Below are 25,901 nucleotides of genomic sequence, written 5' to 3'. Positions count from 1 at the left end.
GTTTAGTCCTGTTTAGGCGAGAAGCGCTCCAACAGTAATACCAGCACAAAGCCCGTAATCATGGCAATCACCGCGAGGCCAACTTGTGCCGGATGTCCCACGATTGCCTCGTACGCGCCCGGTAGAAGGTTATCTTGCATCAAAGGGACTTGTTCACCCGATGAGTTAGTCCGCCAGGTAAGAGTATGTTTCCAAGGCCAAATTTTACCCAATGTGCCTAACATTAAACCGGTAAGGAAGGCGAGTGTTACTGCATAAAAACGCTCTAATAACCAGGACAGTAAATGAGAAAAACTCAATAAGCCGACGATGGCCCCCAAGGCGAGTAAGCCGAGCATATCCCATTGGCCTTGATGTACCGCGTCTAGAATCGGGCTATACATGCCGAGCAGTAACAGTATAAAGCTGCCCGAGATCCCCGGTAGAATCATGGCGCATATGGCAATGGCGCCGGATAAAAAGACGGTGAGAGGGCTGGCTGTCAATTGCAACGGATTAGCGACGGTGATCCAATACGCAAAGCCGATACCGATAAGCGCGGCGAGTACCGTTCTTAGCGTGATTTTAGGGGCGGGGAGCTGTTTGGCGATATGCAGTGCTGACGCAATGATAAGACCAAAGAAAAACGACCACAGAGGGATGGGATGGTTGGCCAGCATCCAACTAATGCCCTTCGCTAAACCTGCGATACTGCTTAAAATTCCGGCTAATAACACACACAAAAAGGTGCCGTTGATGTGTTGCCATACGGCCTTAAAACCTTTGCGCCGCCAGAGCGAGAACAAGCTCGGGGTAATACGCCGAATACTTTCCAGCAATAGTGTATAGATGCCAGTAATAAACGCGATGGTGCCGCCAGATACGCCAGGAACGACGTCAGCGGCGCCCATTGCTACCCCTTTCAGATAGGTTGAGACCAGATTCTTGATCATAATACCATTCATCGATAAAAAGCTAAGGGCTGCATTATACCGAGATGAATCGTCAGTGATAGGCCTGCTTATACTAGGACGACTAGTCGTCTTCGCCATTTAAATTTTGAAGAGCATCAGCTAGTGCCCTCACGCGTTCATTCGTTTGATTGACAAGGCGACGAATTTCGGCTGCAGACTCTCCAGAGCGTTGTGCCAATTGTCGTACTTCATCGGCGACCACGGCAAAACCTCGGCCCGACTCACCGGCCCGAGCTGCTTCAATAGCTGCGTTGAGCGCAAGTAAGTTTGTCTGTTCGGCGATGCCGTTTATTACACCAATAATTTGTTGTATTTCGCTGCTAGATGCTTCGACTTTTGTCATTTCCTTCTCCGTTACATCAACAGCTTGGGCTCTATTGGTCACATCAATACCGTAGGAGACGAGGTAAACAGGGTTCCCTTCGGAGTCAAAAATGGGGGCGACGACAGTATCGAAACGGCGTTCGCTTCCGTCTGCAGCTGTAAACGGCAGTACTTCTTTTATTTGTTTACCCGAGAGCACATCGCTAAATGTCGATTCTCCGAGCTTATTCTTGAGGTTGTTGCTTAGAATTTCTGAGTTCGACGATGTTTCTGCGCGTAAGTGGTCAAGCATGTACGAATTAAACGAATCAGGTGTACCGTCAAGACTCCACTGCATAATGCCATTGCTGACACTGATCGCATCAAATCGACGTTCTGCCTCAAGTGATCGTTGTTTCGCTTCGGTGATATCAGCTTGAATAGAAATAAAGCTAGATAACTGTCCGTTATCATCAAAAATTGGATTGATAGAGACAGATATCCAATAGGCATCACCGTGTTTGTTATAATTAAGGAGCTCGTCGTAAAAGGGTTCGCGATTTTTTAGTTTTTGTGAGATTTTCGCGACTGTTTCGGTGTTAGTTCCTGGCCCTTGAAGCATAGTGCCTGGTTTTTTGCCGCGCATTTCCGACATTGTATAACCTGTGAGTTTTTCAAACCCTTGGTTAACATAACGGGTATAGCCGTCAGCATCGGTAATAATGACTGAGTTATCTGTCTCATCTGCTACCATCGATAGCATTTTGAATTCTTCCCGACGCTCAACTTCCTCTGTGACGTCTTTGACAAACGCGGTGTACTGAATCTCGTCATCAAGTTCTATTTTAGATATTGAGAAACTTCCCCAACGGTTTTCACCATTTTTACGTACGAAAGGGACTTCGCGGGTGGAGCCCACAATTTTGTTGATACCGGTTCTTCGGTTTCGATTGACTAATTCATCATGCTCATGACGGTGTTGTTCAGGTACCAACATTTTTACGTTATGGCCTAGCATTTCGTCCCGAGAGTATCCCCACATTTGCTCAGCAGATTTATTAGCAAAGGTGATGCAGTTACGGCCATCGATAGTCACGACTGCATCTAGAGCTTGCTCGAGGGTTTGATTAACAATCTCTTGAGCTTGTTTTTGTGCAGAGATATCGTGAACAAATGCGGTGTAAGTAGATTTTCCAGCATGTTTAATATGATTTAACGAGATGTTCACCCATACACGAGTTCTATCTTTTCTTTCTAGCTGTACATCGCGAGATGTTCCGACGATGCGATTTTCTTGGGTCGTACGGTGATGATTAATGAACCCGTCATGACTGCCCCGAATTTCTTCTGGAACCAGCATTTTGACGTTGTGACCTAATACTTCATTGCGTTGATAACCCCACAGCGATTCAGCAGCATCGTTGAAATAGATAACGTTATTTTTTTCGTCGATGGTCACGATAGCGTGTATCGACTGATCCAGTGTTTTTTTGTAACGTCCATCAACGACTAAGTCCTTAAACATTGGCTTGTCCTTTATTGATCATTAACACTCGTGTACTTGTGAGTGGCTGGTGGTGTCAATTTTGTGATGTGTATTCCAACTCGTAAGAATTACCGTATCACATCCGGTACTCGAATGTTGAGTAGACCGATCAACTTTAGGGTTAATATCAACACAAAAAATGATGGGTATTTAAGGCCAAAGTGAGCGCATGAGTGTTCGATTTTCAACCATTGCCGGAATGCCTGCAGCGGGGAGCTAGAAAGGATAATTCATCAGGTTGACCTTTAATGTGTTGTAGGGAGGCCAAGCTTACTGAGAAGTGAATTGCACCAACTGTGATCGCGTTATAACTCAGTACATCGATGAGAAAATTTTTCTATAATTCAATAAGTTATCACAAAGTATAGGCTGAGGCGGAATAATAACTACGCCCCCAGAAATCTCTGAGGGCGTAGTGGTGCGAGGTTAATTGCCCATCAGTTGCAAGAGGTTTTCGGCGGTGACGACCGCTTCTTTGCGATTGGCAATGTTGAGTTTTTGATAAAGGTTACGGATGTGGGTTTTAATGGTTGTCCCGGCGACATCTAGTTCATGAGCAATTTGCTCGTTACTGAATCCTGAATAAATCAAGCCAAGTACCTGCCACTCCCGCTGGGTCAATGAGCTGGTTCGTACTAACTCAGGAACGTTTGGATGCTTCACCAGTTTTTCGACAAAGGCTTCATCAAAGTGGGTTGAGCGAGAGCGTTGATGGCTGGCGATTTCTTTCAGTAACTGTTGTGCACGATGACGTTCTAACGCGCCAAGCGCTTGTTGTTCGATCAATGCATGCAACAGCGATGAGATAGCGTCACCCTCAATTAAAAAGTTACCCATCATACCCGTCTGATTAGTGAGTATAAGCGCTTCTTGAAGCTGCGTTTTCGCATACTCCGTTTCATGCTCTTTACTGGCGAGCACCGCTTCCACGATAAGATTTCGGTTCTTATCTGTCACGAGATTGGCTTGGTTCGCCTCGCGACGGAGAAAATCAATGGCTTGGCGAGCCTGATCATACTGACCTAGATGGAGGTGCGCCCGGGCGATATTACGCCATTGAAGCTGGCTAAAGTGATTACAGGCCGATGCGGGGCGAACGGCTTGATGCAGCCACTCCTCCATATGAGGAAGTTCGTGCTTGGCTTGCCAATAGAGTAACAACGATAAAGACGCGTTAGCGGTCCAATCGACATGATAAACCGACTCACGTAATAGATGCTCAATATGCTCAATGTGCTTGGCAGCTTTGTCGAGTTCACCGCGGCTAACAGCGACGCGGGCGAGCATGGAATAACTGTGTAGATGTTTGCTCGGGGGCTGATTCTCTAGCACTTGGAGCCCCTTGTAGGCACAGGCTTCGGCTTCGTCTAAACGGTTCCAACACCAAAGAATTTGTGCGCGAAGGCGTAAAGCAAATTCATGTAAAGGAACTTGGTGTAATTGCTGATCTTCAATGAGTTGATCGGCACTGTCGAGCAGCTCAAATGCCGCTTGCACATAGCCTTGTGCCAGGAGAATTTCACTTTGTTGTAAAATTGCCCAAAGTGCCTGGTGATACACTTGGTGCTGACGAGCGAGTTTTTCGGTTTGTTGCATCATCGATAAGGCACGATCGAGCTCGCCGAGCACATGGTTCACCTCGCCAACGACAGATGTCGCGACAATACGGCCACGGTAATTGGCGCTATCTAGTTGCTCAAGTGCTTTTTCAGCCAGGCGCATGGCCCGCTCTGGGTCGTTAGCATTAATTGCCACCTGTGCAAGTAGCGCATTGGCATTGCCTTGATAATCAATGTCGAGCGGTATTTCGCGAGCTTGATAGGCTTTTTCTGCACTTGCTAATAGCTCACCCACTTCATGATAGCGATGCTGGCTTTGTGCAAGCCAAGCTCGAAGTAGGCTTAAACTCGGATACTGGTACAAGTACTCGTTATTTAGCTTGCTGATAGCCGCTTCGAGGGTCGATAGCTCCCCACGGTTAAACATCCGCCAACCATATTGATTCAGAATATCTGCCAACAGGGCATCATCCTCGCCATAACGTGCGTGGCGCAATGCTTGATGTGGCGATTCAAGCTTGAGCCAAGCTAAGGCCGCTTGCCGATGCAGTGTTTGTTGCTGCTGTGGGATCCGAGCCTGGCGCTCATGGGCGAGAAATTCAGCAAATAAATGGTGAAAACGGAACCAATTGTTGTCGCCTTCGAGTGGATAAATAAATAAACCGTAGCGGTTCAGAGACTCCAGCATCCCCAACGCGTCGTCGCGCTCCGTTAAGGCATAGACTAATTCATCGTTGAACATTTCTAATACCGACACTTTCATCAAAAACTGACGGGTTTCAGTATCAAGTAAATCAAACACTTCTTCCGCTAAATAGTCCCAAAGGTGGGCATGGTTAAAGCTGGCACACGAGGCCGCGCTTTGCATGAGCGTACGCTTTTGGTGCTGCGCTTGAATTGCAATCAGTTGCAATGCTGACGGCCAACCTTCAACGTAGGTACACAAGGCATTGGCGGTTGACTCATCGACTCCATCGGCCACGCGTTGATTAAAAAAGCGGGTGGTCTCTTCGTTATCAAAGGCGAGTAATTCGTTCCCGATTTCGATCATTAAGTCACGAACACGCAAGTTCGCGGTGCCCAATGGCGGGTTGGCTCGTGAAGTGACGACCAAAGTGAGGTTATCCGGCATGTGCTTGATGAAAAAACGCATGGCTTCATGGATTTCTTCGTTATCAATAAGCTGATAATCATCCAATACCAGATAGCTGGTGGCATGAAAATTCGCTAACTCGGCAAACACATCGGATAAAAGTGCACGAAGCGATGAGAATTGGCGCTTCTCAGCAAGCTTAATGGTGTTTGCGCAGCCTTCTTGCGTGGCTTGATGCAGGGCTTGTAACAAGTAGTTAATAAAGCGGAAGCTATCATTGTCACTGTCATCAATACTAAACCAGCCAACATGGGACTGATCAGCCAGCCATTGTGCGGCCATGGTTGTTTTGCCATAGCCGGCGGGGGAGCGGAACATCACTAATTTATAGTGAGGCGCTTGTTGTAGCATATCGAGCACCCGAGGGCGCAATATGGCGTTATAAAGCCGACCTGGTCGAGTAAGTTTTGATGGGATCCACATAACACACTGTCCTTAACCTCAAATACGGTGCCGGCCCCTCAGCGCGACACTGCTTTATCCTCCTTGGAGTCTATGCGACTCCTAGATAGCAAACTATGATCTCTCTCCACTCTTGTGTTGATTGCTCTAGAATGGTGCATCTACGCCCTATATTTGTGATTTATATCACAATAGTTTTTTGTTTTCGCTATCCTTTAAAATAGCTTTGTACATTTATGTGTCCTGGAAAATATAGAATTTGCGCTGGAGCACAAAAATAACAAAAGTGATTTCTTACTTTTCATGCTGCTTTTCGAATGCTTTTTGTCCCATAACGTGATGTTGATCACTGGCTTGTATGTGGATGCTAGGATTGATGAGAGGCGGCTCACTGTTGGTGTGTGACACAGCTCTCTACGCCCTGCTATCTCCTCCTTTCCGTCACTGTGAGTGGGAGGATGTTTGTTACTCTCGAGTTGGGCAGGATGAATAGCCATCAAGGTTTCATTCCATTATTGAGAGTTATGACATGACCCCAAAACAGCAACATGCCTTTGATAAAAGTGCGTTTAAAATCAGCATGGTCCAACACTTGACCCAGCTAGGTCACGCACCTGAAACCGCTCAACAACGCGATTGGTACCTTGCCTTAGGGCGTGCATTGGCTGAGCACACAACAGGCGACTTGGTGGCGACTGAAAACGATCAAGCGATCAAACAGGCAAAAAGCGTTAACTATTTATCTCTTGAATTTCTCATTGGCCGCTTGACGGGCAACAACCTGATTAGCATGGGTTTATACGATGTGATTGCTGAGGCCGTTGGTGAACTCGGTCTGGGTCTTACCGACTTATTAGAGCAAGAGCGTGACCCGTCACTCGGCAACGGTGGGCTTGGGCGTCTCGCCGCTTGCTTTATGGATTCACTCGCGGCACAGCAATATCCAGCAGTTGGCTATGGCTTACACTACGAATATGGCCTTTTCCGCCAATCTTTCGATCAAGGGGCGCAGCAAGAAGCGCCTGATGCATGGCGTGAGCCAGAAGGCTACCCTTGGGAAGTCGTCCGTCCGGACCTGACTCAAACCATTGGTTTTTATGGCCATGTTGAGGTTGTTGAGGAAGCGGGGCATACCTATCGTCAATGGGTGCCTAGCTTGAAAATCCAGGCAATGCCTTGGGACTTACCCATTGTCGGTTACCAAAGTAACACCGTTTATCCATTGCGTTTGTGGGAAGGTCGAGCACTGACACCGTTCGCGCTTGATGCTTTTAATGCGGGCGAGTACACCCATGCGCAGCAAGCTGATATTGATGCGGGTAACCTGACTAAAGTCCTTTACCCCAACGATAATCATGATGCGGGCAAGACGCTGCGTTTAATGCAGCAGTACTTCCATAGCGCCGCCTCAGTGGGTGACATCCTTCGCCGTCACTTGGAAGCAGGACATGCGTTGGCGGCGTTGCCGGAGTATGAAACCATTCAGCTTAACGATACTCACCCAACGATCGCCATTCCGGAACTGATGCGTGTGTTGCTAGATGATTATCGCTTAGGTTGGGATGAAGCGTGGGCCATTGCTAGCCGTACCTTCGCTTACACGAATCATACGTTATTACCTGAAGCGCTTGAAACGTGGAGTGAATCGCTCATGGCAGAGCTTCTTCCTCGCCATATGGAGATCATTTTCGAGATCAACCATCGTTTCTTACAAGACGTGGAGCAAAAGTGGCCTGGTGATGTGCGCAAACAGCAAGTGTTATCCGTGATCGATGATCAAGGTGAACGCATGGTGCGCATGGCGAATCTGTGTGTGATTGGCTCTTATGCTGTCAACGGTGTCGCGGCCTTGCACTCACAGTTGGTTAAACGTGATTTATTCCCTGAGTTTGATGCGCTTTATCCAGGTCGCATTCAAAATGTGACAAACGGCATTACACCGCGTCGTTGGTTGAAATTCTGTAATCCTGATTTATCAAACTTGATCAGTGAAAAAATTGGCGAGCAGTGGCCAGCACAGCTTGAGCAACTCGAGCAGGTTGCACAATATGCTGACGACGCTGATTTTCAGAAAACCTTCATGGCGGTCAAGAAGCGCAATAAACAGCGCCTTGCTGACTGGGTAAAATCCAACCTCGATATCACGCTTAACACCGATGCGATTTTCGATGTTCAGATCAAGCGTCTACACGAATATAAGCGTCAGCACTTAAATCTATTGCATGTGATTTCGCTCTATCAGCGCTTGCTCAACGAGCCAAACTTTAACATGGCGCCGCGTGTTGTCTTTTTTGCCGCTAAAGCAGCCCCAGGTTATGAACTGGCAAAATCGATCATTTTCGCTATCAACAAGGTGGCCGAAACGATCAATAACGATCCACGCGTTGGCGATAAGCTTAAAGTGGTGTTTATTCCAGACTACCGCGTAAGCATGGCAGAAATTATCATTCCAGCCGCCGATGTGTCAGAGCAAATCTCAATGGCCGGTAAAGAAGCGTCGGGCACGGGTAATATGAAAATGGCCCTTAACGGTGCCTTGACCATTGGTACCATGGATGGCGCTAACGTCGAGATCCGTGAAGAAGTGGGTGACGATAATATCTATATCTTCGGCTTAGATGTTGATGGGGTCACCGAATTACGCCAAAAAGGCTATCAACCCGAAACAGCGTACCAAAATCAACCGCTTCTAAAAGCCGCTTTAGATAGCCTATTGGATGAAACCTTCACGCCAGGGCAGCCTGGTTTGCTGCGCCCTGTCTTTGACAGCGTGATGACAAGTGGTGACCCGTACTTATGTTTGGCTGACTTTGCTGATTATGTCCGCGCACACAATGACATTGATCGTGATTATCGAGACATGTCGCAGTGGGCACGCAAAGCCATTCTTAACACCGCGCTGGTTGGTAAGTTTAGCTCTGACCGTTCCATCCGTGATTATGTTAATAATATTTGGCAGCTAAAAGCGATCAAACGCTAATTGCTAATTGCAATATAACGGGTTAACAACCTGATAGGTGGCAAGGGATTCGCCTTGCCACCTGATAATAATGACAACAATATTGCCCAATAAAAGAAGGGGGCAGACCCCTCGGAGAAAGCGATGAAAGAATCTGCATTAAAGACAGTCGCACACATGGCGAACCTTGCCGACCGTTATATCAGTGCTTGGGGCACAGAAGCGGCGGTGCCAGACAGTACCTTACATGATTTATTAACGTCACTTGGCTATGACACACGTCATGATGATGCGTTGTTGGCATCAGCGGAGAGAAAACATAAAACGGATGTGCTTGCCCCCGTACAGGTGGTGCAAGACAACGAACCGGTTGAAATTGCGCTTTACCTTGGCACCAGTGCCAGAGACAGTGATTTTAGTTGGCGTTTGGAAACCGAACAGGGCGAGTGCTTTGAAGGTTATCTTCAGTCACAAATTATTCGCGACGAACGCAGTGAGGGTGGCCCGCTCGTTTTTAGTTTACCGTGCGCTCTACCTTGGGGCTACCACCGTCTTTTTGTAAACCGAAAGCGCCGCAAATCTCCCTATCAGATGACGTTAATTATGGCGCCTTCTCAGTGCTATAAACAACCTGAACTGAACGCGCACAAAAAAATGTGGGGGCCGAGTATTCAGCTCTACACCTTACGCACTCCACATAATTGGGGCATCGGTGATTTTGGCGATCTCAAACAGTTGGTCAGTGAATTGGCGTCACGCGGGGCAGATTTTGTTGGTCTGAACCCGATTCATGCGCTTTTCCCTGCCAACCCTGAAGCCGCGAGTCCTTATAGTCCGTCATCGCGTCGCTGGCTTAATCTTTTGTATATCGATGTCAGCGCGGTGCGAGAGTTTTCATTGAGCGCCAAGGCGCAGCAACTGGTGGGCAGTGCCGCGTTTCAACGTCGATTACAGGCCGTACGTGATACCCATTGGGTCGATTATAGTGAAGTTGCCGCATTGAAGATGGCGGTATTGCCGTTACTGTTTGAGGAGTTTAAACAGCGGGAGTTGCTGCAACAGACGCATCGTGGCCGCGCTTTCTTAGATTTTATTGAGCAAGGTGGTGACAGCTTAAAACAGCAAGCGACCTTTGATGCATTGCATCAACACTTGCGCGCAGACGACGAGAATATGTGGGGCTGGCCGGTGTTCCCAGAAAAGTACCGTCGTTATGAGAATGCGGCGACGCAAGCTTTTATTGAACAGCACCATGATGACATCCAGCTGTATATGTATTTACAGTGGATTGCTCAAATCCAAATCGAAGAGGCACAAGCGATCGCCGAAGAACAAGGCATGGCGCTCGGTTTATATCGCGACTTGGCGGTGGGTGTTTCAGATGCGGGAAGTGAAACATGGTCAGATAACTCGCCACTCGTGCTTGACGCCAGTGTTGGCGCGCCACCCGATATGTTGGGGCCGCGAGGACAAAATTGGGGCTTACCACCGTTTGATCCACAAGCGCTGCAAGCTTCGGGTTATCATGCTTATATTGAACTGTTGCGTGCCAATATGCGTCACTGTGGTGCATTAAGGATTGACCATGTGCTAGGTCTGTTGCGTTTATGGTGGATTCCGAAAGGCAAGAACGCCAGCGAAGGCGCGTATTTATATTACCCAGTAAAAGACATGCTTGCTATTTTGGAACTTGAATCACACCGCCATCAATGCAGTGTGATTGGTGAAGATTTAGGCACGGTGCCTGATGAAATTGGTGCGTTGCTGAGCGATGCGGGTGTGCATTCTTATAAAGTGTTCTTCTTTGAAACGTCAGAAGAAGATGGTGGATTTATTTCACCGGCCCATTATACCGAGCAAGCGATGGCAACACTTTCCACTCATGATATGCCAACCATTCGGGGATTTTGGCATTGTGATGACTTAAAAATGGGTCAAGAGCTGGGCTTGTATCCGGACGAAGCACAGCTTCAGCAATTGTTTGATGATCGCTTAAAAGCGAAACAAGGGATCTTAGACAGTGTTCGTTGGCATGGCATGTTGCCGGAAGGTGTAGGGGCAGATGCGCGTTATGTGCCGATGGATGGCTATTTGTGTCGCGCACTACAATTGCATGTCGCAGCCGGCCAATCTGCGCTGTTGAGTGTGCAGCTTGAAGATTGGTTAGAAATGGACAAGCCAGTTAATATCCCTGGTACGGTTGATGAGTATCCCAACTGGCGACGTAAACTCTCTGTGAACCTAGATACGTTGTTTAGCCGCGAAGAGTTAAATCAACTGGCGAAGGATCTTTCGCGGGTACGCTTACACGCGAGTCGTCTATCCGTTTGATCGCCTGATCACCACGCGACCACGCTCTATCCTTAGTGCTAGCCAACACACATGGGATGGAGCGTTTTTCTATAAGGAGCCTTCTGTGTCACATTCCTCTTCCTCGATGACACCATACTATACGCACCCCGATCACTACGACATCGATCTCGCGGCCTTGCACAATCCTCGCTATGCGCATCAGCTCATGGGTGCGCATCCTATGACCTTGCCGGTTAAGGGTGAGTCTATTGAAGGCGTGCGTTTTATTGTCTTTGCCCCTCATGCGCAATCGGTCAGCGTGATTGGCGATTGGAACCAATGGCACGCTGATACCGCCTTGATGACGCCCATTGAAGATGGCTTTTGGGTCGGGTTTATTGCCAACCTTGGCACACACCAACGCTATAAATACGCCTTAACCGGTCCTGATGGACAGGGTTTACCCCATAAAGCCGATCCTTACGGGGCGTACGCTGAGCCTTATCCCTCGTTTGCGTCACTGACTTATGATCAGTCTGTTTATCAATGGAACGATCATCAGTGGCAGCAACGACCCATAACCGCAAAGCATCAACAAGCCTTGTCGTTTTATGAGTTACATCTTGGCTCGTGGCAACATGATGAAAATGGCCAAATGCTGGGCTATCGCGACCTTGCTGCGCGCTTAGTGCCGTATCTGGTTGATATGGGCTATACCCATGTGGAGCTAATGCCGGTCAGTGAGCACCCTTTTTATGGGTCGTGGGGATATCAACCCATAGGGCTTTTTGCACCGACCAGCCGCTACGGTTCGCCGGATGATTTTAAGTATTTTGTCGACCAATGCCATCAGGCAGGGATCGGCGTGATCCTTGATTGGGTACCGGGGCATTTTCCCACCGATGATCATGGACTTGCGTACTTTGATGGCACCCCTTTATATCACGATCCTGATCCGCGTCGCGGTTGGCATAATGATTGGCACTGCCATCTCTACGATATGGGTAAAGATCATGTGCGCCGTTTTCTAGTTAATAATGCGCTGTATTGGCTCGATCAATTTCACATTGATGGTCTACGCGTGGATGCCGTCGCGTCGATGCTCTATCTCGATTATTCGCGTGAGCATGACCAATGGCTCCCCAACGCTGACGGTGGAAACGAGAATTACGACGCGATTGCGACACTAAAATGGATGAACGAGTCGGTTTATCACTATTTTCCCAATGCGATGACGATTGCTGAAGAGTCCACCACATTTCCTGGCGTGTCTGCGCCCACGTATATGGGAGGGCTTGGGTTCGGATTCAAATGGAATATGGGCTGGATGCATGACAGCTTAAGTTATATCCGTGAAGAACCTGTGCATCGACGCTATCATCACGATACGCTGACCTTTCCATTAGTTTATGCGTTTAGTGAGAACTATGTGTTACCGCTATCGCATGACGAAGTGGTCTATGGTAAAGGCTCTCTGATGGGCAAAATGCCTGGCGATGAGTGGCAACAAACGGCTAATTTACGCGCCTATTTGAGCTATATGTATGGTCAACCCGGAAAAAAAATGAATTTTATGGGGGCGGAAATTGGTCAAACAGCAGAGTGGGATCACGATAGTCAACTTGAGTGGCACTGGTTGCAGTATGAACGCCACCAAGGTGTTCAGGCTCTGGTGAAAGCCCTCAATGATCTTTATGTGTCGACGCCAGCATTGTACCGACTCGATTGTGATCCGACAGGGTTTGAATGGCGAGTCAAAGATGCGGCAGATATCAGTATCATGGCCCATGAGCGGTTGGGCGATGATGGCTCGCGAGTGCTGGTGGTGAGTAATTTCACGCCTGTACCACGTGATGGCCTTCAGCTAGGTGTACCGATGAGTGGCGACTACCAACTAGTATTAAACTCCGATGATGAGGCATTTTGGGGCAGTGGCTATCCGGTTTACCAAGTAGTGAGTACGGATAAAATATCAGCACATGAGCAACCCCAATCACTGACGCTCAATTTGCCACCGTTAGCCACGGTTTTTTATCGCTGGCAAGGGTGAACAACTTCAAACCACGCTAGACGACCCAATGAGGAACGCACCAAGTTAATCCTTGGTGCGTTTTTATTTGTCGCCTCGCGCAGACCGCAACGCTATGTTTACTGCACCGCTTACCGCCTGTTCTAGGTTGAAACCATCAAAAAAGGCCGCGTATGCCTGCCTAATTGTTATCTTTGAGGCGCTGTTTTATGCCGCATCTTCTTCGTCAACGAAGGTCACGCCGTTTTCACGGTGTAGACGCTTGCACGCGCGGCCGTCGCTGTGGAACAAGTGACAGCGGTGAGCGGGAATACCAATCGCGTACTTCTCGCCGGGCTCAATCTCAACCGTATCGAGTTGGCGATAGATCACATCCGCATCGGCACTTTCTAGGTTGAGATAAATTTGCGTCTCGTTACCCAACTTCTCAACGATGGTCGCTTCCCCTTCGATTTTGGCATCACCGTCTTTGGCGGCGATTAAATGCTCTGGGCGAATCCCTAGCGACATACGATCACCGCGGGTGACGGTTTTGCCATCGACCGGTATCCAAAAACTGGCTCCCTCACTTAGCTGCACTTTGACCCGAGTCGGCTCAACATCTGCGATGAATACGCTCATGAAATTCATTTTTGGTGAGCCAATAAAAGAGGCAACAAAGCGGTTTTGTGGGTAGTGGTATAGCTCAAGCGGTTTGCCCACTTGCGCGACACGGCCCTCATCTAGCACCACAATTTTATCGGCCATGGTCATCGCTTCGATCTGATCGTGTGTGACATAAATCATGGTACAGCCAAGCTGACGTTGTAACTTGGTGATTTGTGCACGCATCTGCACCCGTAACCCGGCATCGAGATTCGATAAGGGTTCATCAAGTAGAAAAACCTGTGGTTGAGACACTAGGGTACGGCCAATGGCGACGCGCTGACGTTGGCCGCCCGACAGGGATTTTGGTTGTCTATCTAATAAGTGACCAAGTTGCAAAATTTCCGCCGCTTGATGCACGCGCTTATCTACCTCAGCCTTATTGGCTTTTGCCAGCTTTAAACCAAATGACATATTGTCGTAGAGGTTTAAGTGGGGATAAAGGGCATAGGATTGGAACACCATGCCGACGCCACGCTTAGATGGCTCTATATCATTTACTCGCTGATCATCAATGTAAAGGTCGCCCGACGTAATATCTTCCAACCCGGCAACACAGCGCAATAAGGTGGATTTACCGCAACCAGAAGGACCGACAAAGACGACAAATTCGCCATCTTTAATCTCTAGGTCAACGTTTTTAGAAATCATTACATCGTTGTCATACGCTTTACAAACGTTTTTAAACGTGACACTTGCCATGTCGCTCGCCCTCAATCGCTTTTCATTAATTCGGCTCAATTTGCATGATACGTGGTTATGTTATCAATGTGGGTCGTTATAAGCGTTACCGCTTTTGTTTAACGTTCGTTGATGATTAATTAGCCACACTAGGGAAAATACCACTCATGCTTTTTTTTGATGAGACTCAGTGTGTCTTATCTGCGCTAGCCCTGCATCCTCCTATCATCAATTATTACAGGGGGAGTAGGCGGGGAGGAGGATTTTCTCCTACCTAAAATAATTTGAGGGCGTACTTCACAAAAATCTGAGCTAATTAGTTGAACTTGATCACGTTCAGTTTATTTTTGTGAGCCGCATCATTAGTGACGAGCGATATGGATCACGAATTCGCTCGCATAGGTGTAGGGCGTAGAGACCAGGATGATGAGGAATGAAGAGGAATTACCCATGATAGAGCCTGAAACACAGCTCATCCTCCATGGAATCGTGCTACACCTCAGTAGAAGAAGGATAGAAAGATGAATAAATCACTTAGCGCTGTTGCCCTCGGTACCCTGATTGCACTTGGCTCATTTGGTGCAAATGCGAATATCGAAGAAGGCCAGCTGACCATTTGGATTAATGGTGACAAAGGTTATAACGGCCTTGCCGAAGTGGGTGACCGTTTTGAACAAGACACGGGCATTCCTGTAACCGTGGTTCACCCTGATGGCCTGCAAGACAAGTTTCCGCAAACCGCATCAACGGGTGATGGCCCAGATATCGTTTTTTGGGCGCATGACCGTTTCGGTGGCTATGCCGAGTCAGGCTTATTGACAGAAATTCGTCCGTCGGATCGTTTAAAAGACGGCATGGTCGATTTTGCTTGGGATGCGGTCAAATACAAAGGCAAATACGTCGGATATCCGGTGGCAGTGGAGTCACTGTCTCTTATCTACAACAAAGATCTCGTCCCTAATCCGCCAGAAACGTGGCAAGACGTGGTTTCGATAGATGCCAAGCTCAAAGAGCAAGGCAAATCGGCCATCATGTGGAACTTAAAAGAACCCTACTTTACTTGGCCACTAATGGCGGCTGATGGCGGTTATGCGTTTAAACAAACGGCAACGGGTTATGATGTCAAAGATGCGGGCATCAATAATAAAGGGGTTCACGATGCACTTAACTTCATGAAGCAGATGGTCAAAGATGGCGTGATTTCTTCTGATATGGATTATTCCGTTTCTGAAGCTGCGTTTAACAAAGGTGACACAGCGATGACCATCAATGGCCCATGGTCGTGGGGGAACGTTGAGAAGTCAGGCATTAATTATGGTGTGGCTACCTTGCCAACTTTCCAAGGTGAAGCCTCTAAGCCCTTTGTTGGCGTGTTAAGTGCCGGTATTAGCACCGCGTCGCCAAACAAGGCACTCGCCGTCGAGTTTCTTGAAAACTATTTGCTGACCAATGAAGGCCTATCAACCGTGAATGCGGATAAGCCTCTGGGTGCGGTGGCGTTAAATGCTTATCAAGCTGAACTTGCTAAAGATCCGCGCATTGCGGCAACGATGGAAAACGCTAAGCATGGCGAGGTAATGCCAAACATTCCGCAAATGAACGCGTTCTGGGCGGCAGCCAAAAACGCAATTATCAACGTGGTTGATGACCGTCAAAGCGTTGAAGCTGCTCTTAACGACGCAGAAAAACAAATGGTTAAATAAGCTCTATCTGCAGGGGGGATGCGTCCTCCCTGCACACTTCAGAATTAAGTGAGTAGCGTTCCTTATGCAGTCAGTCCAAGGTTCTCAAGCTATGACAACGTCAGGCTCTTCTTTGCCCAGCAGCACAAAAGCGTTCATCAAATGGGCGCTGCTGGCCTCTGTGGCTATTATTAACGGTTATGCCACCGTTTTAATGTATTCGCGTGGTGAAACTGCTTTTGCCCTGTTAACCGTGGTGTTAACCGCGTTAGCGCTGTACATTTTTGGTAGTAAAAAGACATATGCCCACCGATACATTTATCCAGGTATCGCGGGAATGATTCTTTTCATCATTTTCCCATTGGTATACACCGTGGGGCTTTCACTTACCAATTATAGTGCCTCCAACCAGTTATCTTTCGAACGCGCTCAGTCGGTATTGCTAGAGCGTACCTTCCAAAGTAGTGATAGCTATCCGTTTTCTCTTTACCAAACGGATAAAGGCGCGCGTCTTGTGGTGGAGATGCCGGAGGCTCGCTACGCCACCAAACCGTTTGACTTTGCAGCCCTTCCAGCCCAAACACTGGCGTTAACGCCAGTCGACAGTATCTCGGGCGAAAAAGCGACATTACGAGCGGTGATCCAAAATCGAGACGCACTCAGCGCTCTCGAACTTAAACGCAGCGATGATCAAATCATTCGGATGAGCGGTTTAAGGAAGTTTGCAGCCATTCAACCGCTTTACAGCCTGCAAGATGATGGTCGTACACTGATCAATAACCAAACCGGTGAAACACTCAAGCCAAATGATGAGATCGGTTATTACCAAGTGGTTAACGATGCCGGCGAATTTGTTGGCGATACTGTTTCACCTGGATATGTTGTTCAAATTGGTACCGATAATTTCGAACGCGTATGGACGGATGATGGAATTAAAGAGCCCTTTATTGGCATCTTTATTTGGACGATTGTCTTTTCGGTATTATCTGTCGCTTTTTCCCTATTTATTGGTTTGATTCTTGCCAGCCTTGTTCAGTGGGAAGAGTTGAAGGGTAAGTCTATTTATCGTCTACTCCTTATTCTGCCTTATGCGGTGCCAGCGTTTATTTCGATTTTGATTTTCCGCGGTTTATATAATCAAAGCTTCGGTGAAATAAATATGGTATTAGAGGCTCTGTTTGGGATCAGTCCTAATTGGTTCTCAGACCCTGTAATGGCCAGAAGTATGGTGGTAACGGTCAATACTTGGCTGGGCTTTCCTTATATGATGATTCTTTGTATGGGCTTGCTTAAGGCCATTCCGGATGATCTCTATGAGGCATCGGCCATTGACGGCGCGAATTTCATCCAAAATTTCACCCGCATCACATTGCCGATGATGATCAAGCCTCTAACGCCTTTGCTGATTGCGGCCTTTGCGTTTAACTTCAATAACTTTGTGATGATTATGTTGTTAACTGAAGGTGGTCCAAATCGCATTGGTACCACAGAGCCGGCCGGTTATACCGACTTGCTGGTCAGTTATACCTACCGAATTGCGTTTGAAGGCAGTGGCGGTCAGGACTTTGGTTTGGCGAGTGCGATTGCGACGCTGATTTTCATTTTAGTTGGCGCTTTAGCTCTGGTGAATCTGCGCTTTGCACATAAAAACACGCAGTAAGGATATTTAATATGGCAATGGTACAAGGTAAATCCTTAAAATATCGCGTTTGGGCAACCCATATTGGTCTGTGCTTATTTTTGGCGCTGATTTTATTCCCGCTGTTAATGATTATTGCGATTTCCTTCCGAGAGGGTAATTTTGCTACCGGGAGTTTGATCCCGAAAAATCCGTCACTGGAGCACTGGAAGTTAGCACTGGGTTTCTCGGTGACTAATCCGGATGGCACAGTCACTCCTCCACCATTCCCCGTCCTATTGTGGCTATGGAACTCGGTGAAGGTTGCAGGCATTACTTCGTTATTTATTGTAGTGCTGTCTACCACCTCGGCATACGCTTTTGCCCGTATGCGGTTTAAAGGTAAGCAGACTATCCTCGATGCAATGATGATCTTCCAAATGTTCCCGGCAGTGCTGGCATTGGTGGCTATCTACGCCTTGTTTGATAAGTTAGGTCAGTACATTCCATTTTTAGGGCTCAACACTCATGGCGGCTTGATCTTTGCCTATTTAGGCGGGATTGCGTTGCACGTCTGGACCATTAAAGGGTACTTTGAAAGCATTGACGGTTCCCTCGAAGAGGCTGCGGCTTTGGATGGGGCCACGCCATGGCAAGCCTTTAGGCTGGTACTACTTCCGCTCTCAGTACCAATCTTGGCGGTGGTCTTTATTCTGGCATTTATTATGGCCGTGGGTGAGGTACCGGTGGCTTCGATTCTGTTATCGGATGTCGATTCTTATACCTTGGCGGTAGGGATGCAGCAGTACTTGTATCCGCAAAACTATCTGTGGGGCGACTTCGCGGCGGCAGCCGTGCTGTCAGCAGTACCGATTACCGGTGTCTTCTTGCTAGCACAACGTTGGTTAGTGGGTGGTTTGACCGCAGGTGGCGTGAAAGGGTAACCCTCAACCCACCATTGATTGTTAAGAACCACGTAAAAGGCAGCTGATAACAGCTGCCTTTTTTGATGCGGGGGATATTAGGCTACAGCCAATCACCGTCAATACAGACTAAAAAGCTCTTTGCTGCCAAGCGTTGGAATGCTTCTGGTGCAGAGACAGTCGTCTCATCGGTCGCCGTATCACAGACAATGCGCCATTGGTGATCACTCGGTAGCCGTAACGCTTGGGCGGTGTCGCTGCTATTAATGGCTATAAGCATTGATTGACCCGCGTCAGGGTGATGCGCGCCGATCGTGATCTGACAGCTGAGCGCTTGCAGGTTTGGCCATTGGTGATCTTGAATCGGATCGCCATTCGAATGGCGCCACGCAATCTGATTTAAATGGCGCTGTGTGCCACTCAATGCATCAATAAAGCGCGGCACGATAGTATTGCGACGCGCAATCATGGTGGCAAACCAATTTGACCAAGCGTGATTCTGCGTTTGCCAGTTTAGCCAACTCGTGGGGTTATCTTGGCAGTAAGCATTGTTATTGCCTTGTTGCGAGTGACTGATGAGATCCGCGGTCAGAATATGCGGGATGCCCAATGAGAACAAAATACTCGCGATCATATTACGCTTTTGCTGCTCCCTAACAGCCATAATTGTGGGATCGTCTGTCGGTCCTTCGATGCCATAGTTCGCAGAGCGGTTGTCACCGTGACCATCTCGGTTATTCTCACCGTTCGCGTGGTTATGTCGTTTGGCGTAACTGACCATATCTTGCAGGGTAAAACCGTCATGATAGGTTACATAGTTAATCGGCAAATGATCGGGCCAGTGGCTGGCACTAAAAAAGTCACGCGATCCCATAAGACGAGTAGCAAAATCTTGTAACTTGCCTGGATCGCCACGCCATACACTGCGGGTGGTATCGCGGATTTTATCGTTACACTCGGCCCAATTTGCTGGGAACTGGCCTAACTGGTAACCATTGGGGCCAATATCCCAGGGTTCAGCAATCAGTTTGACGGTAGAAAGGATAGGGTCTTGGGCAATAGCGTGGAAAAAGGCACTATGTGGATGAAAAGCCTCACCGTCTCGCCCCACAGTGGCGGCGAGATCGAATCGAAACCCATCCACGTGATAGTGGGTGACCCACATACGCAAGGTGTCGAGCACCAGTTTTAGCGCGGCAGGATGGCGTAAATCAAGGGTATTGCCACAACCGGTATAATTGCGCAGCTGTTGGTTATCCTGGAGATACATTGCCTGGTCGATCGCTTTAAAATGCAGTATCGGTCCACCGTCGCCACCTTCCGCGGTATGATTAAATACCACGTCTAAAATCACCTCAATGTCGTGACGATGTAGCTCGCGTATTGCTGTTTTCAACTCATTAATCGCGTCCTTTTCGGCATAACGCGGATCCGGGGCCATCCAAACATAAGGGTTATAGCCCCAATAATTGGTTTTTTGCTGGCTGAGTAAATGCGGCTCGGGTAAGCATGCGGTGATAGGAAGCAGTTGCAGGCAATTAATATGATGTTTTTGGTAAAACGCCAACATCGCTGGTGAGATTAAACCCAAGTAACGCCCTTTTTCCGACGGCTCCACATCCGGGTGCTGCTGAGTCAGCCCTTTAACATGAGTTTCAAAAATCACAGTGTCGCACATTGGACGCTGAGGGGATGACACGCCTTGCCAATCAAATGGCGCATGATCCACAACTTGGCAGCGCGCCAGTAATGTACTTTGCGATGATGTATAAGGAGGCTGATAGCTTAAAGGGCCAGTCACCGCTTGCGCATACGGATCGGCTACGCACCATGTTTGGCCATTATGTGAGATTTCAAAACTGTAATCTTGCCCTGCAACCACATCAGCGACATCTTTTGTCCAATAACCACGCTTGTATTCGCGCATGGCGAGCCGCTGAGGTTGGTGCCCTTGATGCCACAACAATAAATGCACGCAGTCCTGGTCTGGTGCGTACAAAGTAAATCGACAACCTGAGTCGTATAACTGAGCCCCTAATGAATAAGGAGCAGGAAAACAAATCGACATAAATAACACCATTAAATTAGACTCGTTGCCATTAGAGCTTTTAATCATAAACAATTCAATCTGATGTCACATTTATGATGATTGCCCAGTATGTAATTAAGTTTCATGCCTTTAAGAATAAATCTATTAATAGTGATCATGTCGACGTTTTGTAGGCCTGTTTAGCGAAAAATAATTACCAATTACGCCCTCGTTCAGTGACTCAGCTCGACAAGTTTAGATAATTAGCTCTCACTCATCCTTTCTCCTCCTCCCCCTGAAATCGCACGGCTGGATGACGCCAAAATGACCGCTCAGGGATAGGATAATTTCAGGATAACGAAGAAAGCTAAGCCTTGGACACATTGTCTTTTTCCACTACCCACTGCCGGTGTGAAGAGACACGTAAAAAAGGCCCATTATGGAGTAAGGTATGAGAAAAGTAAGTTTAATTGCCGCAGCTATCGCGACTGCTGTCACTGCCACCTCAGCATTCGCTGTCGACTTTAATGGTTATGCACGTGCTGGTGCTGCTATCGGTGGCAATGGCGCGGGTGATAGTGCTTTTGAAAAGAATAAAGTTGGTCGTTTGGGTAATGAAGACGACAACTATTACGAGTTCGGCTTTTCAGAGGAGCTTCAAACCGGGGAGCAATCATGGAAGCTCGAATCGATGATTGCCTCTAGTGACAAAGGTGAAAGTGGTTGGGAAGATAGCGAGATTAATGTCGCGCAATTTAATGTCCAAGCCAAAGGGGTGATTGCATCTGACCCTGAAGCCGTTGTCTGGGCGGGTAAGCGTTATTATCAACGTAAAGACATCCACATTACTGACTTCTATTTCTTGAATACGTCAGGCACCGGTGGTGGTATCGAAAATATTTCATTGGGCGACCAAAAACTTTCCTTAGCTTTTGTTCAAGATGGAGAAAATGATCAGTCTTCAGGCTATATTTTTGATGCACGTTTAGCCAATATTGGCTTGTGGGAAGACGCTAGCCTTGAGCTCGCTACTGCCTATAACTTTGCGACAGAAAAAGATGATCAAACGGAAGTAGCTGATGATGGCATTATGCTAACCGGTATTGTGCATCAGAATATGGATAACGGCTTCAACCAAACAATACTGCAATATGGCTCTGCAGGATACGGTGATCAGATTGCTGGTTTTGGCTCTGGTGCGTGGTACAACCGTGGTTCAGACGATAAAAACGATGCGCAAGGCTATCGTATTATCAACTGGGGTGTGATGAATATTGGGTCGTCAATGGAACTCGGACATCAGCTTTCTTATCATAATGGCTCGGATTTGACCGATGGTGAGGGTGACTCTGATATGTTCACTGCAGTCGTGCGCCCTGTTTATAAGTGGAACGATACGATGCGCACCATCGGTGAGGTCGGCTTCTTTGATGGCGAAAATCAAGGAGCAGACCAAGGAGGCCACAAGTTTACTTTAGCTCAAGCATGGGCAATGGGTGACAGCTTCTGGTCGCGTCCTGAGATCCGCTTCTACGGTACGTATATAACGGATGAAGAGGGAGATACGTTTGGTGACAAAGGTGACTCAGAGTTCGTAACTGGTGTGCAATTGGAAGCTTGGTGGTAAGCCTTTTTTAAACTGTCTTTTTTTCATAGCCGACAATTGTCGGCTATTTTTTTAGGTGTTTTATATGAATAAGAAAGTGTTATTTATTTCTGGGTTATTATTACTTAATGGGTGCTCGACGATTGTTGATGACCAATATCAGGTTGCACCTATAGGAAAGGCAGTGACGCAGATTCAACAAGCGAAAAAACTGCCGTTAGAAATGGATCAAGAGATCAAATTAGCGGTGACCGCGCAAACACAAGTCCTAGATATACATAGCATTGATAGCCCTGGCGTTATTTTTGAATTACCGATGGTAAAAAATGGATTCGATATCAATATTGAGGCAGAAATCAAAGATAGTGTTTTTGTCCCAAGTGCCAAAGTGATTAATCAGTCTGGCGATATTCGTGCTGAGCTTGATGATCAAGGTTTGGTTTATCTAAAGCCCCGTCTAGCTGATGGAAACCGTTTGCAAGGTAATATTAAAGTCCATCCACAAATAGGTGACAGTGCGCTCTACTTGGTTGTTTTTACTGATAAAGATAAACTTAATGAAACGGTGGCGGTCAGTCATCCAGCGAAACTAGACGCAGAGGGAAGAGGGAATTACTTTCCAGAGGTAGGCGATATTCAAGTTCCGCGCGCTTTAACCGGGAAGCTTTCAATTGAGGCAACCGCCTTGGGAGCACGTACTGATGATCCGTCTACTGTGCTGCCAGTGCTCTCCAACACTGAACGTCCGCAAAAAGAAAGCGTGAATTTTTACCACCAGGCTATTCGAACCGCGATTGCAGACAACGATGTCGACAAAGCAATGGGATTGCTGCGTGATGCTGAGCAATTGGGTATTGCCGACGCTGATCAAGTCTTTCGTGACGCGATGAAAGCACAGTTAGATCGGCAGTAATCGAGCTTTGCAGTGACGTTTCATCACATAGCGATTCTAGACAGCAAATAAAAAGGGCACCTGCAAATGGTGCCCTTTTTGCGATCAAGACAGAGTGCCGGATTAGACTTTGAACGTCTCGACCAGCTGACGGATGGTGGTGGCTTCTTGGTTCAGCGTATGGTTTGCGCCTTGTGCTTGCTCACTGAGCGATAAGGTTTGCTCTATACGTTGTGAAAGGGCTTGGATATTTTCGGCCACTTGCTGAGAAACGGCACTTTGCTCCTCGGCTGCCCCTGCGGTTTGATAATTGATATCGCCGAGCTGGTGTACCAAATCAACAATCTCGTTTAAGGTCTGCTGCACGGAGACACTCGCTTGATAACCCTCTGCGGCACCGTGTTCACCTTGCTGGATAACCGCTTCAATATCCGTTAACAGTTGGTTAAATGTTTCAAGCGTCGATACGATTTGATCGACAGACTTTTGTGAATGCTGGGCTAACGCGCGTACCTCGTCAGCGACCACCGCAAATCCTCGGCCAGCTTCACCGGCGCGTGCTGACTCAATCGCGGCATTGAGCGCCAATAAGTTCGTTTGATCCGAAATGCCACGAATATCATCGAGTAGTGCGGCAATATCGCTACCACTGGCTTTGACTTCGCTGACAAAGCTGTTGGCTTTTTGTAGATCATTGTTCGCTGTTTGATTGCGCGCTACGTTGTTGGTCACATTATCCATACATTGATTCAGTGACGACACCACCGCGGCATTTTTCTCTTTGGAGGCTTCAGAGTTAGTTGCCACATCTTTGGACGTTGCTGTTAGTTGTTCCATGGCCGTCGCCGCTTGATGCAAGGTCTCCGTATTTTCAGACAGCGCTTGATGCGCATCGGTGATCGCATGGTTAGCCGTCGTTGAAGTATCCGACAAGCGTCCACCTGCTTGCTGAATTTGGCCAACCATCGACTGTAGCGCATCCAGCATCTGATTGACTGACTGTTTGATACTATCAATCTCGGTTTTACCCGTGACGGATAAACGCTGAGTTAAATCCCCACCGCCTTGCGCAATCGCCTGAATGGAGTGATCAACACTGGTTAACGGCGCCAATTGGCGTTTGATGACGACTTGAATGATGATAAACGCCAAAATCAGCACGATACCACTTACCAGATAGATGGTGTTTTGGATATGCGTCTCGGCCTCGGTCATCATTTGATTGAGTTGCGTCACCGGTGCCATAGCAGCAGAGATAGGGGTCACAATCATCACCGACCAGGTCTTGGTCATATTGCCAAACTCAATGGGTTGCGATACGTAAAAGTGCGAATCGGTTTGCTTGAATTGGTTTGTTGCGTTCTGGCTTAGAAGGTTAGAAAGTGGTTGGTAAGCAGGAGAGGAAAGTCCCGAGACCGCAGCGCCATGTTGAACGTGCTGATCGGTACTAGCCACAATCCGACCATCTTGACTGATAACAAATAGTTCCCCGTCATTATCGGCACGTTTGGCTAAGAGTGATTGGATTTGCGAGGTCTTGAGCGTACTTCCTACCATAGCAACCGTTTTATCAAAGCGAAAAACGGGAGTTGTCACATCGAACACCGTTTGCGTTTTACCATTAATCTGAGCCGTTCTTGGATCAGTAATACAATCTTTTTGTGTGCTCACCGGGCACTGATACCAAGGGTTGGATTCTGAAAAGTTTTGAGCGGCTTGAAGACGCATTTCTCCGTTCTCATCCACCGATACAGACGGTACATAGCGTCCATCCGCTGCACTGGTTGGGTCGCCATAATAAAAGGCATCGGCCCCTAAGACGTTTTTTTGCCACTCGGTATAGATGTTGTGCCACTCAGGCTGACGTTTCAAAATCGAATACATGATCCTAGGAATATCATCACGATCGAGGATCCGTGATGACTTATTCTTTTCCGCTTCTGACGTATATATCTGAGCAATGGTTCGCACCGTATCGAGCGGAGAAGCGATGTAGGCATGAATCTCTTCACTGAGTGCCGTTGCCCGGTTCTGCATTTTTATCACCTGATCCCGCTTCACATTCTCTGTCACCTGAGATGACATTGCTGATTGACTGGTATTCAGAGTTGAAAGAGAGATGGTGCTGACCAAACCCAGACCGACTAACACGATTGCAGAGGCCGTTAGGCTGATTCGTTGGCTGATAGAGAGGTGACGCAATTTTTTCATAATCACTTTCCGCACAAAGAAAAAATTCGGAGGTCGTCGAGCGGCGTGACGATGGGTGTCGTGCTAGCGAGCAATGGCACAACAGATAACGCGCGCCGACAGTGACGATCAGAGTTTCTAGTGTTGCTCAAATAGACAACAGGCACATCCTCCTTACTTGTGCTTGTAACGCTTGCAATAAGGAGGAGATCAGGAGGGGGAGAGAGCTAATTTGAACGATCAGCTTAAGCCGATCCAGCGCACACCACATTGTCTTGACCGACGTTGTCACGTTGCGACGATCACACTACTTGGATTAAAACAGCAAGCGAAACTGCGCTTATTCACAATTTTGTTACTAACGGAGGAGGGCGTAGGCAGATGGATGAGGTTGCATGTTAGCGCATGTGCTAGCGGTACGAAGCTTTCACTGATCCAC

The 25,901-nt window shown here is 47.7% G+C and carries 13 protein-coding genes and 1 pseudogene; 8 read left to right on the top strand and 6 right to left on the bottom strand.

From position 1 onward, the window contains the following. Nucleotides 1-2 precede the first annotated feature (2 nt). From BZG80_RS02825 to malT, 3 genes and pseudogenes are all read right to left on the bottom strand, one after another. Nucleotides 3-932, bottom strand: a complete 930-nt coding sequence (locus BZG80_RS02825) for a DUF368 domain-containing protein (protein WP_077661112.1) — start codon at nt 930-932, stop codon at nt 3-5. 162 nt (nt 933-1,094) lie between these two features. Further along, nucleotides 1,095-2,781: pseudogene (locus tag BZG80_RS16195) on the bottom strand (PAS domain S-box protein); the annotation flags it as partial. Between the two features lie 447 nt (nt 2,782-3,228). Then, nucleotides 3,229-5,937, bottom strand: coding sequence for an HTH-type transcriptional regulator MalT (malT, locus tag BZG80_RS02815; protein ID WP_077678702.1), 2,709 nt, complete (start codon nt 5,935-5,937; stop codon nt 3,229-3,231). A gap of 508 nt (nt 5,938-6,445) precedes the next feature. Between malT and BZG80_RS02810 the strand changes: the two genes are divergently transcribed. The 3 genes from BZG80_RS02810 to glgB all read left to right on the top strand — a co-directional run bounded on the left by BZG80_RS02810 (nt 6,446) and on the right by glgB (nt 13,217). Next, entirely contained in the window at nt 6,446-8,896 is a 2,451-nt protein-coding gene (locus BZG80_RS02810; protein WP_077661109.1) for a glycogen/starch/alpha-glucan phosphorylase, read from the top strand. A gap of 123 nt (nt 8,897-9,019) precedes the next feature. Then, complete coding sequence (malQ, locus tag BZG80_RS02805; RefSeq protein ID WP_077678701.1) at nt 9,020-11,206, top strand: 4-alpha-glucanotransferase; 2,187 nt, start codon at nt 9,020-9,022, stop codon at nt 11,204-11,206. Then, complete coding sequence (glgB, locus tag BZG80_RS02800) at nt 11,148-13,217, top strand: 1,4-alpha-glucan branching protein GlgB (RefSeq protein ID WP_445177059.1); 2,070 nt, start codon at nt 11,148-11,150, stop codon at nt 13,215-13,217. The genes malQ and glgB overlap by 59 nt, the downstream gene beginning before the upstream one ends. Nucleotides 13,218-13,403: 186 nt before the next feature. Here the strand turns inward: glgB and malK are convergent, their stop codons facing one another. Continuing rightward, nucleotides 13,404-14,543, bottom strand: a complete 1,140-nt coding sequence (gene malK / locus BZG80_RS02795) for a maltose/maltodextrin ABC transporter ATP-binding protein MalK (protein ID WP_077669477.1) — start codon at nt 14,541-14,543, stop codon at nt 13,404-13,406. 500 nt (nt 14,544-15,043) lie between these two features. Here malK and malE point away from each other — a divergent pair, with 500 nt between their 5' ends. The 3 genes from malE (at nt 15,044) to malG (ending at nt 18,766) form a co-directional block, all read left to right on the top strand. Beyond that, on the top strand, nt 15,044-16,225 hold the full coding sequence (malE, locus tag BZG80_RS02790) for a maltose/maltodextrin ABC transporter substrate-binding protein MalE (RefSeq protein ID WP_077678699.1): 1,182 nt from the start codon (nt 15,044-15,046) through the stop codon (nt 16,223-16,225). Nucleotides 16,226-16,289: 64 nt separating this feature from the next. Continuing rightward, the gene (gene malF / locus BZG80_RS02785; RefSeq protein ID WP_077678698.1) at nt 16,290-17,864 is read left to right on the top strand and encodes a maltose ABC transporter permease MalF; all 1,575 of its coding nucleotides are present in this window, start codon (nt 16,290-16,292) and stop codon (nt 17,862-17,864) included. Between the two features lie 11 nt (nt 17,865-17,875). Beyond that, nucleotides 17,876-18,766 (top strand): maltose ABC transporter permease MalG, encoded by an 891-nt coding sequence (gene malG, locus BZG80_RS02780; RefSeq protein WP_077461349.1) that lies wholly within the window; start codon nt 17,876-17,878, stop codon nt 18,764-18,766. 82 nt (nt 18,767-18,848) lie between these two features. Here the strand turns inward: malG and glgX are convergent, their stop codons facing one another. After that, entirely contained in the window at nt 18,849-20,861 is a 2,013-nt protein-coding gene (gene glgX, locus BZG80_RS02775; RefSeq protein WP_077678697.1) for a glycogen debranching protein GlgX, read from the bottom strand. A gap of 364 nt (nt 20,862-21,225) precedes the next feature. On the opposite strand from glgX, the gene lamB reads away from it, so the two are divergent. Next, nucleotides 21,226-22,401 carry a maltoporin LamB gene (lamB, locus tag BZG80_RS02770; RefSeq protein ID WP_077678696.1) on the top strand — a complete coding sequence of 392 codons (1,176 nt, stop codon included), beginning with the start codon at nt 21,226-21,228 and terminating at the stop codon, nt 22,399-22,401. A 64-nt stretch (nt 22,402-22,465) separates the two neighbouring features. Further along, nucleotides 22,466-23,293 (top strand): MalM family protein, encoded by an 828-nt coding sequence (locus BZG80_RS02765; RefSeq protein ID WP_077678695.1) that lies wholly within the window; start codon nt 22,466-22,468, stop codon nt 23,291-23,293. Between the two features lie 102 nt (nt 23,294-23,395). On the opposite strand, the gene BZG80_RS02760 is transcribed toward BZG80_RS02765, so the two are convergent. Next, complete coding sequence (locus BZG80_RS02760) at nt 23,396-25,483, bottom strand: methyl-accepting chemotaxis protein (RefSeq protein WP_077678694.1); 2,088 nt, start codon at nt 25,481-25,483, stop codon at nt 23,396-23,398. Nucleotides 25,484-25,901 lie beyond the last annotated feature (418 nt).

Source organism: Salinivibrio sp. MA440 (assembly GCF_001996265.1).
Lineage (GTDB): Bacteria > Pseudomonadota > Gammaproteobacteria > Enterobacterales > Vibrionaceae > Salinivibrio > Salinivibrio costicola.
The sequence above is the reverse complement of the archived record's forward strand: the minus strand, read 5'-3'. Positions and strand labels throughout refer to the sequence as shown.